The sequence below is a fragment of the Flavobacterium sp. ST-158 genome (genome assembly GCF_058309975.1).
Window position 1 is genome coordinate 268,981 of record NZ_JBZEEN010000002.1, and the last position, 18,779, is coordinate 287,759.

General features: G+C 33.0%; 13 protein-coding genes. 11 read left to right on the forward strand and 2 right to left on the reverse strand.

Annotated features, from left to right (window positions below; genetic code table 11):
- Nucleotides 1-72 precede the first annotated feature (72 nt).
- From nagB to AC4FRF_RS05645, 4 genes are all read left to right on the forward strand, one after another.
- Nucleotides 73-1,983, forward strand: coding sequence for a glucosamine-6-phosphate deaminase (nagB, locus tag AC4FRF_RS05630; protein ID WP_491158509.1), 1,911 nt, complete (start codon nt 73-75; stop codon nt 1,981-1,983).
- Between the two features lie 77 nt (nt 1,984-2,060).
- Nucleotides 2,061-4,985: an FAD-binding and (Fe-S)-binding domain-containing protein gene (locus AC4FRF_RS05635; RefSeq protein WP_491158510.1), complete on the forward strand. Its 2,925-nt coding sequence runs from the start codon at nt 2,061-2,063 to the stop codon at nt 4,983-4,985.
- Between the two features lie 230 nt (nt 4,986-5,215).
- Nucleotides 5,216-5,707 (forward strand): hypothetical protein, encoded by a 492-nt coding sequence (locus tag AC4FRF_RS05640; RefSeq protein WP_491158511.1) that lies wholly within the window; start codon nt 5,216-5,218, stop codon nt 5,705-5,707.
- Between the two features lie 104 nt (nt 5,708-5,811).
- Nucleotides 5,812-6,075: a hypothetical protein gene (locus AC4FRF_RS05645; protein WP_491158512.1), complete on the forward strand. Its 264-nt coding sequence runs from the start codon at nt 5,812-5,814 to the stop codon at nt 6,073-6,075.
- A 490-nt stretch (nt 6,076-6,565) separates the two neighbouring features.
- Here the strand turns inward: AC4FRF_RS05645 and AC4FRF_RS05650 are convergent, their stop codons facing one another.
- Nucleotides 6,566-7,414: a tetratricopeptide repeat protein gene (locus tag AC4FRF_RS05650; RefSeq protein WP_491158513.1), complete on the reverse strand. Its 849-nt coding sequence runs from the start codon at nt 7,412-7,414 to the stop codon at nt 6,566-6,568.
- A 177-nt stretch (nt 7,415-7,591) separates the two neighbouring features.
- On the opposite strand from AC4FRF_RS05650, the gene AC4FRF_RS05655 reads away from it, so the two are divergent.
- A complete protein-coding gene (locus tag AC4FRF_RS05655) occupies nt 7,592-8,191 on the forward strand; it encodes a murein L,D-transpeptidase catalytic domain-containing protein (RefSeq protein ID WP_491158589.1) in 600 nt (199 codons plus the stop codon).
- Nucleotides 8,192-8,299: 108 nt separating this feature from the next.
- Complete coding sequence (gene lpdA, locus AC4FRF_RS05660; protein ID WP_491158514.1) at nt 8,300-9,703, forward strand: dihydrolipoyl dehydrogenase; 1,404 nt, start codon at nt 8,300-8,302, stop codon at nt 9,701-9,703.
- 294 nt (nt 9,704-9,997) lie between these two features.
- Here the strand turns inward: lpdA and AC4FRF_RS05665 are convergent, their stop codons facing one another.
- A complete protein-coding gene (locus AC4FRF_RS05665) occupies nt 9,998-10,627 on the reverse strand; it encodes a nitroreductase family protein (protein WP_491158515.1) in 630 nt (209 codons plus the stop codon).
- 268 nt (nt 10,628-10,895) lie between these two features.
- Between AC4FRF_RS05665 and AC4FRF_RS05670 the strand changes: the two genes are divergently transcribed.
- From AC4FRF_RS05670 to AC4FRF_RS05690, 5 genes are all read left to right on the forward strand, one after another.
- Nucleotides 10,896-11,948: a DUF1852 domain-containing protein gene (locus tag AC4FRF_RS05670; protein ID WP_491158516.1), complete on the forward strand. Its 1,053-nt coding sequence runs from the start codon at nt 10,896-10,898 to the stop codon at nt 11,946-11,948.
- 30 nt (nt 11,949-11,978) lie between these two features.
- Nucleotides 11,979-13,010, forward strand: a complete 1,032-nt coding sequence (locus AC4FRF_RS05675) for a methionine synthase (RefSeq protein WP_491158517.1) — start codon at nt 11,979-11,981, stop codon at nt 13,008-13,010.
- A gap of 59 nt (nt 13,011-13,069) precedes the next feature.
- The gene (locus tag AC4FRF_RS05680) at nt 13,070-14,062 is read left to right on the forward strand and encodes a bile acid:sodium symporter family protein (protein WP_491158518.1); all 993 of its coding nucleotides are present in this window, start codon (nt 13,070-13,072) and stop codon (nt 14,060-14,062) included.
- Between the two features lie 230 nt (nt 14,063-14,292).
- Nucleotides 14,293-14,745, forward strand: a complete 453-nt coding sequence (locus tag AC4FRF_RS05685; RefSeq protein ID WP_491158519.1) for an Lrp/AsnC family transcriptional regulator — start codon at nt 14,293-14,295, stop codon at nt 14,743-14,745.
- 1,175 nt (nt 14,746-15,920) lie between these two features.
- Nucleotides 15,921-18,650: a substrate-binding domain-containing protein gene (locus AC4FRF_RS05690; protein WP_491158520.1), complete on the forward strand. Its 2,730-nt coding sequence runs from the start codon at nt 15,921-15,923 to the stop codon at nt 18,648-18,650.
- Nucleotides 18,651-18,779: the final 129 nt, after the last annotated feature.

Sequence of the window (18,779 nt, forward strand, 5' to 3'; positions counted from 1 at the left end):
AAAATGCAAATTTACGCAACATATTAGAAAATGTTTTTATATTTGTAGGCAAATTTTATAAAAACAGATAACATGAATATTAGTACTTCTTACAATAAGCCGGGGAAATTAGAGAATACAAGATTTGAAAAAATAGATAATGTAATTTTCGAAAATTCAACTGCTGGTTCTAAAGCCGTTGCAAATGAAATAGCAGCCTTAATTCGTGAAAAACAAAAAAAAGGCGAGTTCTTTATTTTAGGATTAGCAACTGGTTCTTCACCTATTAAGGTATATGAAGAATTAATCCGATTACATGAACAAGAAAATTTAAGTTTTAAGAATGTAGTAACATTCAACTTAGATGAATATTTTCCGATGGATCCGGATAATTATCAGAGTTATTATTATTTTATGCACGAATATCTTTTTAATCATATTGATATCCTGCCTGAAAATATTAATATCCCAAAAGGAAATTTATCAGTTGAAGAAAGTGCAGCTTTCTGCATTAATTATGATGAAAAAATTAAAAGTTATGGCGGAATTGATTTTCAGTTATTGGGTATAGGCAGAACAGGACATATTGGATTTAATGAACCAGGTTCTCATTTTAACTCCAGTACCCGAATGGTTACTTTAGATTATATTACCCGTAGAGATGCTGCTGAAGCCTTTTTGTCAATCGATAATGTTCCTAAGAAAGCAATTACTATGGGGATTTCAACTATTTTTGAAGCCAAAAGAATTGTGCTTTTAGCCTGGGGACAAAACAAATCAGAAATTGTAAAAGATACTATTGAAGGTGAGGTTACTGCAAAAAAACCGGCTACTTATTTACAACAGCATAATGCTACAACTATTGTATTAGATACGGAAGCCTCTTCTTTATTAACTCGTATCAATACTCCTTGGTTAGTAGACAATTGCAATTGGAATGAAGAATTAACTAACAAAGCAGTGTTTTGGCTTTGCGAGAAAACCTCTAAAACAATTTTAGAACTTTCAGATAAAGATTATCATGAACATGGAATGGAAAGTTTAATAGAGAACGATGAATCTGCTTACGATTTAAATATTCGTATTTTTAATAAATTGCAACATACAATTACTGGTTGGCCAGGAGGAAAACCTAATTCCGAATTTGAAAAAAGACCGGAACGTTCTACCCCTGTAAAAAAGAGAGTTTTGATTTTTAGTCCCCATCCAGATGATGATGTGATTTCTATGGGAGGTACCTTTGATCGATTAGTCTCTCAGGGACATGAGGTACATGTTGCGTATCAAACTTCTGGAAATATCGCTGTTTCTAATGATGAAGCAATAAAATTTGCTGAAATGGGCTTAGAGATTAACCCTGAAAGCGATTATTATAAAAAAATAATAGATTTTATAAAATCAGGCAGTAAAAATGTAGCTGATATTCCTGAACTTCGAAAATTAAAAGGACTAATAAGGCAAAAAGAATCTTTAGGAGCAACCCGTTATTTTAACGTTCCAGATGAAAATATCCATTTCTTGAATTTGCCTTTTTATGAAACAGGCACCATTAAAAAGAATGCACTTTCTGATGCTGATATCGATATTATGATGAATTGTATCGAACAAATAAAACCACATCAAATTTATGCAGCAGGAGATTTAGCCGATCCACATGGTACACATAAGGTTTGTTTGGATTCATTATTCATTTCTTTAGAAAAAATGAAAAAACTTCCTTATATGAATGATTGTTGGGTTTGGTTGTACAGAGGTGCTTGGCACGAATGGGATATGCATGACATTGAAATGGCTGTTCCTATGAGTCCAAGTCAAGTTATTAGAAAAAGAACAGCTATTTTTTACCATCAATCACAAAAAGACGGAGTTATGTTTCAAGGTGACGATTCTAGAGAATTTTGGGTTCGTGTTGAAGATAGAAACAAAACAACAGCAACAAAATTTAGAGATTTAGGACTTACACAATATGCGGCTATGGAAGCATTTAAGCGCTATTTTTTTTAAATGATAAATTGAAAAAGAAGAACTAATTGCTGTATTTTTGTTTTACTTAATAAAAAAATGATATTCGTTTTTAACGGATGAATCTAGATAACATGGCATTGAATCAACATTTAATAAAGCTTGCTGAATCCTTAGAAGGAACACTTTTATTTGATAATCTTCATAAAACCTTATATGCTACGGATGCTTCGGCTTATCGTATTGTTCCTTTGGCAGTGGCCTTGCCTAAATCGGTGGAAGATATTGTTCGATTGGTTAAATATGCCAACGAAAACAAAACTACTTTAATTCCCAGAACGGCTGGAACTTCCTTGGCCGGACAAACCATTGGGGATGGAATCGTAGTAGATGTGTCTAAATATTTTACAAGCATTTTAGGTTATGATGCTGATGCAAAAACGGTTACTGTACAACCGGGAGTAATTCGCGACGAATTGAATTTGTATCTCAAACCATACGGCGTCTTTTTTGGACCTAATACTTCGACCTCTAATCGTTGTATGATTGGTGGAATGGTAGGAAATAATTCATCGGGAACTACTTCTATTCGTTACGGGGTAACCCGCGATAAAATTGTGGAAATTAAAGCTGTCCTAGCTGATGGATCCAAAGCGGTTTTTAATACAATCAGTTCAGCGGAATTCATCGAAAAAACGAAAGGTGACTCTCTAGAAAGTGCCATTTACAGAAAGCTTTACGAAGAATTGTCTAATGAAGCCAACCAACAGGAAATTGTAAAAGAGTTTCCAAAACCTGAAATTCACCGACGTAATACTGGTTATGCAGTAGATATTTTATTAAAATCAGATTTGTTTGGCGGAACTGAACCAACAATTAATGTGGGAAAATTACTTTGCGGAAGTGAAGGAACTTTGGCTATTACTACAGAAGTGACCCTAAAAGTAGATGATTTACCACCGTCGAATTCGATTATGGTGGTAACACACTTTGATAGTATTCAGGAAAGTTTAGAAGCAGTTATGGTGGCTATGAAACACCATTTGTACACCTGTGAAATGATTGACGATACTATTTTAGATTGTACCAAACAGAATAAAGAACAGAGTAAAAACCGTTTTTTTATTCAGGGTGAGCCTAAAGCGATTATGCTGTTTGAATTAGCTTCCTACATCAGTATGGACGAAGCCGAAAAACAGGCAAATGACTTAATTAGAGATTTAGAAGCCGCCCGTTTTGGTTATGCTTCGGTAAAATTATATGGGGCTGATATTGAAAAAGTAAACGAATTGCGCAAGGCAGGATTGGGACTTTTAGGAAGTATTGTGGGCGATGATAAAGCAGCCGACTCCATTGAAGATACTGCAGTAGAGTTGAGCGATTTACCAAATTATATAGCTGATTTTTCGGCTATGATGGAGCGTCACGGACAGTCAGCGATTTATTATGCTCATGCCGGTGCGGGAGAATTACACCTGCGTCCGGTGTTGAATTTAAAGACTAAAGAAGGCGTTTACCAATTTAGAAATATTGCTACGGAGGTTGCACATTTAGTTAAAAAATACCGCGGTTCATTGAGTGGGGAACATGGAGACGGAATTGTAAGAGGAGAGTTTTTGCCTTTTATGATTGGCGAAAAAAACTATGAATTGCTCAAAAGACTTAAATTGGCATTTGACCCTAATTCAGTTTTGAATATGGGGAAAATTGTGAATGCTTTAAAAATGGATGAAAATTTCCGTTTTGAAGCGGGCAGGGTAGAACCCGATATCAAAACCATTCAGGATTTCTCGGATAGTTTGGGAATTTTAAGAGCAGCCGAAAAATGTAATGGCTCTGGGGACTGTAGAAAATTGCCTTCAGCAGGAGGAACCCTGTGTCCAAGTTATCGCGCTACCCGTGATGAAAAAGACACGACTCGAGCCCGTGCGAATGCGTTGCGTGAATATTTAACGCATTCGGATAAAGAAAATAAATTCAATCATAAGGAATTATATGAGGTTTTTGAGTTGTGTGTAAGTTGTAAAGCTTGTGCCAGTGAATGTCCTTCCAATGTGGATGTGGCTACCTTAAAAGCCGAGTTTTTGTATCAATACCAAAAAGCTAATGGTTTTTCATTGCGCAATAAACTCTTTGCCAATAATGCTAAAATGAATAAAATGGGAAGTCTTTTTCCGTCGCTGACCAATACGATTTCGAATCTTCCGCTGGTTAAAAAAGCCATGGGAATTGCTCCGGAACGAACAGTACCTCATTTGGCTAAACAAACATTTAGAAAGTGGTTAAGTCAAAATAAACCGAAACACGGAAGCTATCCAAATGGAAAAGTGGTGTTGTTTTGCGATGAGTTTACTAATTATTATGATGTAAATGTAGGGATTGATGCTTTCGAATTGTTGACTGCCTTAGGTTATGAGGTCATTACGGTAGAGCACGAAGAGAGTGGAAGGGCTTATTTATCAAAAGGTTTTCTGGAAGAAGCTAAAATGTTAGCTGTGAAAAATGTGGCGACTTTTGCACCAATAATTACCGATGATTGTCAGTTAATAGGGATTGAACCTTCGGCTATATTGACTTTTAGAGACGAATATTTGCGTTTGGCTGAAGATAAACCAGCAGCTCAAAAACTAGCTAAAAACGTCTTGACTATTGAAGAGTTTTTTAAGAAAGAAATCACGGTAGGACACATTCATGCGGGACAATTTTCTACCAACGAAAAGCAGATAAAAATTCATGGACATTGTCATCAAAAATCGCTGAGTGCGGTGGAAGCTACTTTTACAATGTTGAATGTACCTAAAAATAATACGGTGACTATTTATAATTCGGGTTGTTGTGGAATGGCCGGTTCTTTTGGCTATGAAGAAGAGCATTATGATATTAGTATGAAAATGGGAGAGGATACTTTATTTCCAAAAGTTAGAGCAACAGATGAAAACGTAGCCATTGCAGCAGCAGGAACCTCATGCCGTCATCAAATTTTTGACGGAACCAGCCGAAAGGCACAGCATCCTGTTTCTATTTTAAAGAGTTGTTTGAGATAAATAAATCAAAATACAATTGCAATAGTAAAAAGAGCTATTCTTCATTTAAGGAGTTTAGCTCTTTTTTGTTTAAGAAATATCTTTAAATTTGCTCTTGTGTTTGAAATAATAATATTTAAGTATAGAAATAAATAAGTACATAACATATTTTTTGGAAACAAACAGTATTAATTAATTTTACATATAAATTATTTCGTAGCTATTTAAAACAACCGTAAAGAGAACATAGAATGTTAGAAAATATTTCAGAATGGACAAAAGAGTTAAATCCAATTTTACAAGGAATATTGGGAAGTGCAATATTTGCTTTGCTGTTATGGTTTGGTCGAAAATCCTATGAATTTATTACCGACTTTAGTAAAAGACTAAAAAAAATACGCCAATATCGTGAGGTAACGAAAATTGTTATCCATAAAAAGTTTGTCAATAGTAATGGGATGTATTACTTTACTCAGGGTTATTTGCTTGTAATATTCAAATCTCTTTACAACTTATTCTTAGCATTAATTTTTTATTACACTGGTAAAGTAATGGTATTGTTTATTGAGATAAAGGAAATTGAAATTATTACAATTTATTTAGTTGTTCAAGAATTAATATCGGGGTTGAGTTGGTTGAATCCAAAATGGGGAGAAAAAGACTTAACAAAATATGATCCGGAAATTGTAACATTTGTCGAAACTAAATTTACAAGCAATGATCCATTAAAAGGCAGCAAATAAGGAAAATACTTTACCGCAATGTTTAGCATAATCAATAGTACAGTCTCATTAAATGGCGAGATTGTAGCCATAAAAAATTCCAAAACAATTAGACCTAATTAGTAATGAAACACTTTTTCACATTAAAAAATGTACTAATCGGAATTGGATTAATTGTCTTTGATTTGGTTGTCTATATTTTTCTAGGGTTGATGTTAATGAGCTATGAAGATTCCTATGAAGAAAGTAAGGGGGCATATTGGAGTTTGGGAAGCATGACTTTTTGGCAAAAAGTAAATTACATTAGTTTTAATTTATGGCAATTGATTAATGCAGTTTTCATTGTCTTTTTAATATATAAAATTGTCAAAAAGATAAATAAAAAATGATTAATATGTATTTTCAAAATATATTCTTATGGTTGATAGAGTCCTATTTTTGTAATCATGTTTTTATTGTTGTATTTAATTAAAAAGTAGCAATCGCAATTCTCATAATTTAGTTTGATTTCGGAATCTTTTCGATTAGTATAACTAATTGGAAATTATCTTTTTAAACTATAAATTTGGTTACTAATCTTTATATTTTTTGAAGTAAATACATATATGTTTCCAGTAATCTCAAAAGAATCTATTGTGTTATTGCTGATATAAAGTAACAATCCTTTTTTGTAGCTGTGTTTTTTTTCCATTAGATTATCCATCTCAAAAAAGTAATCTTCAATTTTGTTGGGTTTTTCAAAAGTTTTGTTGATTAAAGGAATTTGATTTGTTTTTGAATTGATTGAAAAGTGAATTTCGTTGATGGTTAAATTATTTTTATTTAGGGTATCAACTTTTTGAGCGATACAGATATAAAATTGGAATTATCTTTTCCACTTTACTTATTGATTTCAGTTTCTAATTGTACAAGATTTTTAGCTATTTGGTCTTCTGGTTTGGACCATTTTTCGGTTTCTAATTTCCATTTGGCAAAATTGCTTTTGTCTTTATTTGTAAAATAGATATAAGCCAGATTATAAGCCGTTTCTCCAATATAGTTTTTCTCGGCACAAAGGCTGCTCATGCTGTTGAAGGTTTCAATAGCCTTATCTATTTTAAATTGTTTGGTATAGGCATAAGCTAATTCTTTGTAAGTGTAACAATCTTTAGGATTCTGCGCTATGGCTTTTTTAAGACAGCTTTCGGCTTGATTATATTTGCCTAAAGCATTGTATGAAAAAGCTAATTCGGTTTGTAATCCGCTAAAGTTGGGATCAATTTTATCTGCCTTCACTAAATAAGTTAATGCTGTTTCGCATTCGTTTCCGGCATTATACATGAATCCGCGGCGGTACAATCTATTGATGGAATTTTCATCTCCTTTATAAATACTTAGCCATTTTGGTGTTTTTTCAACAGCAAGTTCTTTGAGTTTTTCTTCGGGAATTTCGGCAATGGCCAATCGGTCAGGATTCAACCTAATCTTCATTTCATTAGTTTGATTTTTTTGGCTGGCAACAAGATTAAATTTACCATTTTCATCGATTTTAAATTTTCCGCCGTAGTTTAGGGTTAATCCAGCTTGAGTATCAAAATAGATAAAGCCAAAATTATAAGCACCTTCTTTGTCTAGGGGATAGGCTACCCATTTGTCTTCGCATTCTACATTTCTTTTGTCAAATTTTAGAATGTCTTGTGCTTGTAAGTTTGAGGTAATTAAAGTAAATAATAGTAAAAAATATTTCATGGTTTTTTATGTTTACTTGTTTTTTAAACAGGATAAATATATTAAAAATATGTAAGAAAATTATAAATTAAAAATGTAAATTGCTTTCTATTGGTGTGAGTACTAAAACGTAATTCTAAATAGAAACTAAAATATATGTTGAAAAAGATTATATTTTTTATAACAGGAATACTGATGATGCTTAGTTGTCAAAAACAGAAAGCGGAAGTTAAACAGAAACCGCAAAAGATAATTGAGCATAGAAAAAGTATTGATTACACTGCATATTTCAAGGAAGCCCAGCAATACTGCATGGAAATGAATCTCAATCAAGAGTTGTTTATTCTCGTTGATTTAGGTTTACATTCGGGCTTAAAAAGATTTTTTATTTATGATTTCAAGGATAAAAAACGGTTACAATCGTTCTTGGTGAGTCATGGTTGCGGGGACTCCGTTTGGGGCGCAACATATACCAGAGAGGATGCAGCGGTTAGCAATCAAGTAGATTCTCATTGTTCCTCTATTGGTAAATATATTGTTTTGAATAGAGGCGTAAGCCAATGGGGAATTAAGGTAAACTATTTGCTAGAAGGAAAAGATACAAGCAATTCTAATGCATTAAAACGTGCTATTGTACTGCATTCCTGGGAAGAAGTTCCTGATGGTGAAGTATATCCAAATGGAACTCCAGAAGGTTGGGGATGTCCTGCTGTGTCTAATGAGAGTATGATAAAAATTGATTCTGTTTTACAAAAAAATAAAAAAGTTTTATTCTGGGTTATTAAATCACAGTTATAATTTGGTTGTAAAAACCTAACAAAATATCTTATTTTTTGAACTTTAAACAAAACTTAATTCCTTAATTTTGTAATCGCAAAAAATAATAATATACATAAAAAATATACTATGAGTTCATTTGACGTTGTCATCATTGGTTCAGGACCAGGCGGATATGTATCAGCTATTCGTTGTGCACAATTGGGTTTCAAAACAGCCATTATCGAAAAATATTCCACTCTTGGAGGGACATGTTTAAATGTAGGATGTATTCCTTCAAAAGCTTTGTTGTCTTCTTCTCATCATTATGCTGAAATTAAGCATTTTGAGGATTACGGAATTGAACTTTCTGGAGAAGTGAAAGTAAATTTAGAGAAAATGATTGCTCGTAAGCAAGCCGTTGTAGACCAAACTTCTGGTGGAGTAAAGTATTTGATGGACAAAAATAATATTACAGTTCTGGAAGGATTGGGATCTTTTGTAGATGCTACTCATGTTGCTGTTGCAAAAGCTGATGGAACTTCTGAAACTATCGAAGCTAAAAATGTAATTATTGCTACAGGTTCTAAACCTTCTTCTTTGCCTTTTATTAAAATAGACAAAGAAAGAATCATTACTTCTACTGAAGCTTTAAAATTACCTGAAGTACCAAAACACTTGGTAATCATTGGTGGTGGAGTTATTGGTATCGAATTAGGGCAAGTGTATTTACGTCTTGGATCTCAGGTTTCGGTTGTGGAATTCATGGACAGAATTATTCCAGGAATGGATGCTTCTTTGTCTAAAGAATTGACAAAAGTTCTGAAAAAACAAGGAATGAAATTCTACACCTCTCACAAAGTACAATCAGTTGAAAGAGCTGGTGATGTGGTGACTGTAAAAGCAGAAAATGCTAAAGGGGAAGTAATCACTCTTGAAGGAGATTATTCCTTAGTTTCTGTAGGACGTCGTCCGTACACAGATGGATTAAATGCTGAAGCAGCTGGTGTTAAATTGACTGAAAGAGGACAAGTAGAAGTAAACGATCATTTACAAACTAATGTTCCTAATATTTACGCAATTGGTGATGTTGTTCGTGGTGCGATGTTGGCTCACAAAGCGGAAGAAGAAGGAACTATGGTTGCTGAAATCTTAGCAGGTCAAAAACCACATATTGATTACAACTTAATTCCTGGAGTAGTATATACTTGGCCAGAGGTTGCAGCTGTTGGACAAACAGAAGAGCAGTTAAAAGCGGCTGGAGTAGCTTACAAATCAGGAAGTTTTCCATTCAAAGCTTTAGGACGTGCAAGAGCAAGTGCTGACTTAGATGGATTTGTGAAAATCTTAGCCGATGCTAAAACGGATGAAGTTTTAGGAGTTCATATGATTGGTGCTAGAACAGCTGATTTAATTGCTGAAGCGGTTGTAGCTATGGAATATAAAGCTTCTGCTGAAGATATTTCAAGAATGTCTCATGCGCATCCTACATTTGCGGAAGCGGTAAAAGAAGCAGCATTAGCAGCTACTGATAATAGAGCATTACACGTATAAGAATTAGTCTTTTTATATAAAGTAAAAACCCGTTTCAATAGAGACGGGTTTTTTTATGCTTTGGTTTTAGTTATTTATTTTAAATAATTTATTATGTGAATTTAAAATTGTTTTATCTCTTATCTCATAGATTCTCTTTTAAATTTTTATAATGCAATACGCCATGATTCTGTTACAAAACTTATGCAGGATAAAAACTGTATAAGTTGCCTGAGCTTTTTGTGGCAGAAAAAGTATCAAGTCTATAAGCTTGAACGTATACTTTTATTGTAATAATTAACATATCTAATAACATTAATAAACTTTAGTTATCATTTCATCTATAGGCAAACGAACTTTTTTCGTAGCTGCCATATAGTCTTTCTCCGAATCCCGATATCCTAGAGCTAGGATAACTGTAGAATGCAACCCTTTTTCTTTCAAACCCAAAACGGCATCGATAGTGGCGGCATTAAATCCTTCGATAGGAGTGGCGTCCACTTTCAATTCTGCCGCAGCAATAAGTGCAGTTCCTAGTGCAATATAAGCCTGTTTGGCCGCCCAAAGGGCTTTTTGTTCTGCGTTAATAGCGCTGAAATAGGAATGAAGTCCATTTTTAAATCCTGATAAGGCACCAGTATCAAGACCTCTTTGTTTTTCTGTCATTGCCATGTAATCGTCAATATAACTCGAAGTTATATCAGTGAATGCAGCAAAAACCAACAAATGAGAACAAGAGCTAATCTGTCCATTAAACGAATCAGCACCTAATTTCTTTTGGATTTCTGGATTGCTTACAACAAAAACACGATAAGATTGCAGACCACAAGAAGATGCTGAAAGATTTATAGCCTCTAAGATCTGATCGACTTTTTCTTCTTTTACTTTAATGTTATTGTAAGCTTTTGTGGCGTAGCGCCATTTTAAATTTTCTATCAAATTCATTACTATGTTTATCTTAAATTTTGACAAATATAAATTTATTTGTTTTGTTTTTCGAGGCTTGAATGGCTATGGAAAACTTCAAATCAGTCATATCCTAGTTCTCTAAAGAATATTTATCTGTTTTCATTCATTATTATATTTTATTAAAGATTAATAATCTTTTTAAATACAATTTAAAAGAATAATTAACTTAATTTGAGTATAAATAAAAATATTTAATCTTTTATATTCAAATTTGCAGGGTAAAAAAACTAAAAATTATCATCAGATGAGAGCGAACATACAAGAAGATAGGAGAATAGACAAAAAGCAGCATATTGAAAACACTCAGAATACAATCCCGAATGATTTTGCATTCACTCTAAAGAGCACTAGTTTAGATGAAAACTATCACCCCTCAAGTGAAACGCGTTTGACAACCAATTTTGCAAACTTAGCTAGAGGAGATAATCGCCAACAAAACTTACGTAATGCCTTAAATATGATTAACAATCGATTCAATGCATTGGCTCATTTAGATAATCCAACAGCTGATCGCTACCTTGTAGAACTTGAAATCATCACAGTAACGATGAATATTGATGATAAGAATGGTATTAACAATCTGCCGTTGATTGAAGTTTTAAAAACGAATATTTTCGACCACAAGACTAGCCAGCGTATCGAAGGTATTGCTGGAAATAATTTTTCTTCTTATGTTCGTGATTATGATTTCAGTATTTTATTGATCGAGCACAATAAAAATAAATCTAATTTTTGTATTCCTGAAAACTTTGGTGATTTGCACGGAAAACTTTATAAATGCTTTGTGAGTTCAGACACTTATAAAGAGCATTTTAAGATGTCACCGATTATTTGTCTAAGTGTATCGAGTAACAAAAGTTATACTCGCACTGAGTATCAGCATCCGGTTTTGGGTTTTGAGTATTTGCAAAATCAGTATTCTCTCACTGATGAATATTTCTCTAAAATGGGCTTAAAAGTTCGTTTTTTCATGCCTCCGAATAGTGTGGCACCGATGGCTTTTTATCATTCCGGAGATCTACTTACTGATTATACTGATCTTGGATTAATCAGCTCAATCAGCACGATGGAAACTTTTCAAAAGATTTACCGCCCTGAAATTTACAATGCAAATTCAGTGGCTGGGAAAATCTATCAACCTAATCTTAAACACGAAGATTATTCACTGACCCGCGTGGTTTATGACCGCGAAGAGCGCAGCCGACTGGCTGTTGAACAGGGTAAATATGCCGAAGAGCATTTTATTAAGCCTTACAAAAGTCTCCTGGAACAATGGTCTGCTAATTTTATCCTTTAATTTATTGCAACGCATTAATATTATACTACTATGAAAAAATTATTATTACCCACCTCTATTGTTGGAAGTTTGCCTAAACCTGCCTGGCTTGCACCACCCGAAAAACTCTGGTCACCATGGAAATTAGAAGGTGATCAGCTGCTTGAAGGGAAACAAGATGCGCTGCGCATTTCTCTGCAGGAACAACAATTGGCAGATCTAGATATCATTTGTGACGGCGAGCAGACACGCCAGCATTTTGTGACGACTTTTATCGAACATTTAAGCGGTGTAGATTTTGAAAATCGTAAAACAGTAAAAATCCGTAACCGTTATGACGCGAGTGTTCCTGTGGTTGTAGGCGAGGTTATACGTCAAAAAGCAGTTTTTGTTGAAGATGCTAAATTCTTACGTAAACAGACTAATAAGCCTATAAAATGGGCATTGCCAGGTCCACTGACAATGGTGGATACCTTGTACGACGACCATTATAAAAGCCGAGAAAAATTAGCGTGGGAATTTGCGAAAGCACTTAATGAAGAAGCAAGAGAACTTCAAGACGCGGGGGTAGATATTATCCAGTTTGATGAACCTGCCTTTAATGTGTTCTTTGATGAAGTAAACGATTGGGGAATGGCAGCATTAGAAAGAGCCATTGAAGGTTTACACTGTCAAACTGCGGTTCATATTTGCTATGGTTATGGAATACAAGCAAATAATGATTGGAAAAAGACATTAGGTTCTGAATGGAGACAATACGAAGAAATTTTTCCGAAAATTCAAAAATCTAAAATTGATGTGGTGTCTTTAGAATGTCATAACTCCAATGTGCCTTTAAATTTAATGGAACTTGTTCGCGGTAAAAAAGTAATGGTCGGTGCCATTGATGTGGCAAGCAACACTATCGAAACACCAGAAGAAGTAGCTGATACCCTGCGTAAAGCTCTTGAGTTTGTCGATGCCGAAAATCTTTACCCTTCTACAAACTGCGGTATGGCCCCGCTATCTCGAAAAGTAGCTAGAGGCAAGTTAAGTGCTTTAAGTGCAGGAGCAGAAATTATACGCAAAGAACTTGGAATTTAGTCTCAAATATATTAATAATGAAGTCCGTGCCTCCACGGAGGAATAATATTTATAACACATTGAAGAAATTATCAGAAGTATTAAAAAAAGCAGGTTTCGACGGTTTCCTGTTAATGATAGCCACCATGATTTTGATGGCTTATTTTTTGCCAAAGCCAGGCATGGTCAAAAAACCTGTTTCGCTGGAGGAGATTGCCAATGCTGGCGTTTCCTTGATTTTCTTGTTTTATGGTATGCGACTGAGTGTTGAAAAACTAAAAGCTGGACTTTCCAACTGGAAAATGCACATTGTTGTCCAGTTGACAACCTTTTTATTTTTTCCGCTTATTGTTTTGGCATTTCGCCCGTTGTTTGTCAATAACGGCTTTGAGCTGCTTTGGCTGGGTGTATTTTTTCTGGCAGCATTACCGTCTACAGTATCCTCTTCGGTGGTCATGGTTTCCATCGCCAAGGGAAACATTCCCGCAGCCATTTTCAATGCGAGTATTTCCAGTTTGATTGGAGTAGTGGTTACGCCGATCTGGGTTGGGCTGTTTATAGCTTCTGCAACAGGCGATTTTGATGTCACTCAAATCGGTATTAAGTTAATTCTGCAAGTCTTGCTGCCTGTCATCATCGGCATAAGCCTCAATTCCCGTTTCGGCGCCATTGCCGAAAAATACAAGAAACAGCTCAAATATTTTGATCAGGCAGTTATTCTAACTATTATTTACACGTCGTTTTGCAAGTCATTTTCTGAACATCTTTTTGAAGGTTTCAGCGCCCTTGAACTTGCTGGACTCGCCGTAGGGATGATGGCGTTGTTTTTTGCCGTATTCTTTTGTGTCGGATTACTCAGCCGCCTGCTTGGTTTTTCAGATGAAGATCATATTACTGTCTTATTCTGCGGGTCTAAAAAGTCATTGGTACACGGCACCGTTATGTCAAAAATACTTTTTCAGCACAGTACTATCATCGGCATCGTATTGCTGCCACTCATGCTTTACCATGCTTTGCAGTTGATTGCCGCCAGCATCATTGCTCAAGGTATGGCTCGACGAAAAGAAGTATAATTTGATTTATGATGTGACCCTTTATCTTTTTTCGATAAAGGGTATCAAGGATAACGCTCCCTGCTATAAAATAATGCCTTTTTAGATTTTTATACTGTGAAGATAAATGATGCAGTATGTTATGTTTTTAAATTGTGTAAAATAAGATTTCTGTATTGTTTTTGGTTATATTTGGAGAATTTTATTCTATTTTTAGGGATAAATTAGACCTTTTTAAAATAAAATATTCTATGGAACAAATAGACAATATTGATCTTCAGTTATTAAATATACTTCATGATAATTCTAAATATACTGTAAAAGAGCTTGCTAAAATGGTAAATCTTTCGGCATCGCCTGTTTTTGAGCGAATTAAAAGATTGGAAAACAATGGTTATATTAAGAAGTATATAGCACTCCTTGATGAAGAAAAATTAAATCGAGGATTTATAGTTTTCTGTAATATCAAACTTAAACAGCACGATCGTAATATTGGGAATCAGTTTGTTAGCGATATTATGAAAATAGAAGAAATTGTGGAATGCTACAATATTTCAGGAGATTATGATTTTTTAATGAAAGTTTCTGTCAAAGATATGAAGCATTATCAAGATTTTGTGTTTAATAAATTAGGATCAGTTGAAAGTATAGGAAGTACCCAAAGTACCTTTGTTATGTCGGAGATAAAAAATATGTATGGATAGTTCTGCGATGGCTTATTTATTTGAAATTCGCCTTAGCTTTTGTGAAAGAAAATGTATTAAGTCTATTTTGGAATTATTTTATATTTAACATCAAAACCTGCGATAAACCAAAATAGAAAAAAACTCTTTATCTAGGTTGTATAGGCTTGAAAAATCTACATATTAGAGTATGAAAAAAAGAGACAACTATATGATAGTTATCTTTTCTTGTGACCCCTACGATACAAATTTCAAACCATTTTATGCAGGATTTAAAGAAATTAGCCTGTTTTTGAAATAAACATGTAAGATTATTTTTGAAATTTGATAAAACTGGTTTAATGTCTTGTTGAGGTAAAAATGTTAAAAATTAAAATTTATTTCCAAATGGACTGTGGCTTTGTTTCAAAGGGAGCCATCGGTATTACAATCGAACACCTTATACCTATTTTAATGTCCTTATATAACTTAGATAAATAGCTTGTGAAACCTTATGTTTATTGATGTTTTTGAAGCATTTTATGTTGTTTCTGTTTTTCTTTTCTTAATGATAATTACGAGTTTTTTAAATTTGATTTTGAAAATATAGATTTCTGAATTGCAAATTGTTTCATTCAAAATGTCTTGAGGTGTTCTACTATCGAACACCTTTGTTTTTATATGTATTCAGTTATGAAATCTATATAAAAGTAAAATGTACTTGGTGTTATTTGTACATAACACTTAATAAATTTGTCAATACGGTAGACTTTCTTTTGAACAGGAAAAGACAGTGAATAAATGCACAGTCTTTTTAAATTAAAGATATGAAGTAAGATGGAATGATGACTTAGTATTATATGTTAAAGAGGTTGTTTATAACTTAATACTAAAATTTCAACAACTTTAATTAACTATGAAAACTTCCCTAATGAATGACCTAGTCCAATTATTTTAAAAAAAAAAATATACCAGGATATAAAAAAAATAGGTGTTTCCTATGTATACTGATAGGGTATATAATTCAAAATTTATTAAAAAAGGCAAATAGTTATATTTATTCTTTCATTTACAAGTTTTGCTAAAAAGAGGTAACATAATCAAAAGAATTGTATCATTATTAAAATACAATAAGTAACTTTAAAGGAATAATAACTATAAATTTGAAAATTCAATTTTTAGTTCAAGAATAACTTTTAATTCAGCTTTAAATTAGTATGCTAACAAAAAGTAAACTACTACTCTTATTAGGTTTTATTGCATTATTCTTTTCGTGTAGCCATTACTCAGAAGATAAGAGGCAAATTTCTATTGGTTTTTCTCAGAGTATTTCTGAAGATGATAGTTGGAGAAAATCAATGGATAATACCATGAGGGTTGAAGCTTCTCTTCATCCGGAGGTAGATTTAACAGTTTATAATGCCAATAATAGTACTAAAAATCAAATTAGGGATATTGAAAAAATGATTAATAATAACTATGATGTTATTATTGTTGCGCCGTATGGTTCTGACTCGATTGTTCCTGTTTTAGAAAAAGCAAATAAAAAGGCAATTCCTGTTATTATTGTAGACAGAAAAGTTAATACTTCTAGTTTTACGGCTTTTTTAGGAGCTGACAATGTTGAAGTAGGCCGAATAGCAGGAAAATATATTGTTTCTATGGCTAAGGCCAAAGGGAATATTCTCGAAATTAAAGCCACAACCGATATTTCTCCGGGTGTGGAAAGAAGTTTAGGCTTCAAGCAAATAATTAATCAATATCCTAACATAAAAAAGACAAGTATTACTGCAGAAAATTTAGGCTCTTTGAACGATAAATTTAGTAATGCATTAGATAGTATACCCAATTTAGAATACGTTTTTGCTTTTAATGATATTATGGCACTTCAGGCATGGGAAGTGGCGAAACAAAAAGGAAAAGAAAAGAGTATCAAATTTATTGGTATTGACGGTTTAAACGGGCCTGACGGAGGTATTCAGGCTGTAAAAGAAGGGAAGTTAAAAGCCACCATTTTATATCCTACAGGTGGGAGTGAAGCCATCAGGTTGGCAATTAAAATTGCAAATAAACAGGAAGTTCCAAAAAATAATAAATTGGCCACGGTATTAATTGACTCATTAAATGCTGATATAATGAGCAACCAATTTGATAAGATAACGGAACAGCAAACCAATATAGAAACACAGTTAAATGTGATTGATAGTCAGGAAAAAAAATATATTACACTTTATAATTTAATGAAGTTATTAGGATTTTTTTCGGTGATTATTTTTTGTTTGGCAATCTTTAGTACCTATTCCATTATTTCTATTCGAAAAAAGAAAAGACAATTAGAGATTACCAATAAAAAAATTGATAATCAGAGGAATCAAATTGAAAAATTTGCAGAAAAACTAAAAATCAGTAACGAAGGTAAAATCAATTTTTTTACAGGAATATCACATGAATTTAAAACACCTCTAACACTAATCTTAAGTTGTGTAGAGTCTTTGAAAGAAGAATTTAAGACTAAAAACACGGATGTAAAAAGAGATTTAGACATCATGCATAATAATTCGATGCGATTATTGCGTCTGATTAACCAATTGTTAGATTTTAGAAAAATTGAAGATAAAAAATTTAATATCAAAGTTTCTAAAACCAATTTAATGTTGTTTTCAAAGAGCATTTTCAAAGAGTTTGAGAGAGAAGCCAGAAAGAGAAGAATCAATTATATAATTACAACAAATGATGAAAATATTGAAGTCTATCTAGATAAAAACTTAATGGATAAAGTATATTATAATTTGTTATCTAATAGCTTTAAATTCACGCCGGATGGTGGAAGCATTGAAATTGCGATTCAAAAAAACATTGAAAACAACACCGTAATAATAAAATTCAAAGATTCCGGGATTGGTATTCCTGAAAACGAAATTAAAGAGATTTTTAATCCTTTTTTTAAAGGTTCAAACAACTATAAAAATGGATCAGGGATCGGTTTGAACTTGTCAAAAAGTTTTATTGACTTGCATAAAGGAACCATTGAGGTTTATTCGAATGTTGGTACAGAATTTACTATTACCTTACCCTTAGGAACAGAACACCTAAACAAGAAACAAATTATCGACAATTATGAGGACGATAATTTAGAAGATAATTATGTTTTTGAAGAAGATGTAGAAGCCCAGGAAATTACAGAAGAATTATCAGAGAAGAAAAACACCATTTTAGTTATTGAGGATAATGTTGATCTTTTAGAATTTGTTAGTTCTAAATTAAGTGTTGACTATAAGGTGGTAAAAAGTGATGGCTATTATGCTATCGAAAAAGCTTTAGAAGTGATGCCTGATATTATTTTGTGTGATTTAAACCTGCCGGAAAAAAGTGGATTTGAAATTTGTCAGACCTTAAAAATGAATGTGCTAACTTCCCATATTCCAACGATTATTTTAACCGCCTCTGACGATCAGAATACCTACATCAAATCCTTGGAAGCCGGAGCGGATCTATTTCTAACGAAACCATTTAATCTTAAGGTTTTAATGGAATCAATAAAAGGATTATTGTATAATCGCGAGAAATTACGTTATTATTATACCAATAATATTGATGAAATTGAAGTAGGTTCGCTAGGAGTAATTGAGAAGGAGTTTTTAAGTAAGATAAATATTCTATTAGAGAAGAATCTCGATAATTCTACTTTTTCAGTGGAGGAATTAGCAAGTTGTTTGAATATTTCAAGAGTTCAGTTGTACCGAAAAGTGAAAGCTGTATTAGGAATTGGAATAGGTGATTACATCACTAATTTCAGACTTGAAAAATCCAAAGAATTATTAAAAACCACTTCTTTGAATATTTCTGAAATTGCGTATTCTTGTGGTTTTGCCTCACCTAATTATTTTTCAACCTCTTTTAAAAACAAATACGCTATAAGTCCCAAAGATTTTAGAAGTGAAAAATGAGTGGTTTTTTAATGTAACAATATTATAAAGTATTTCTTTTTTGGTTAATTAAATGAAATTTTTTTGCGTTAAGTTGCTGGTATATAAGGTTTTGTTGTTGTTGTTTTATTTTTTTATTTCAGTAACAAA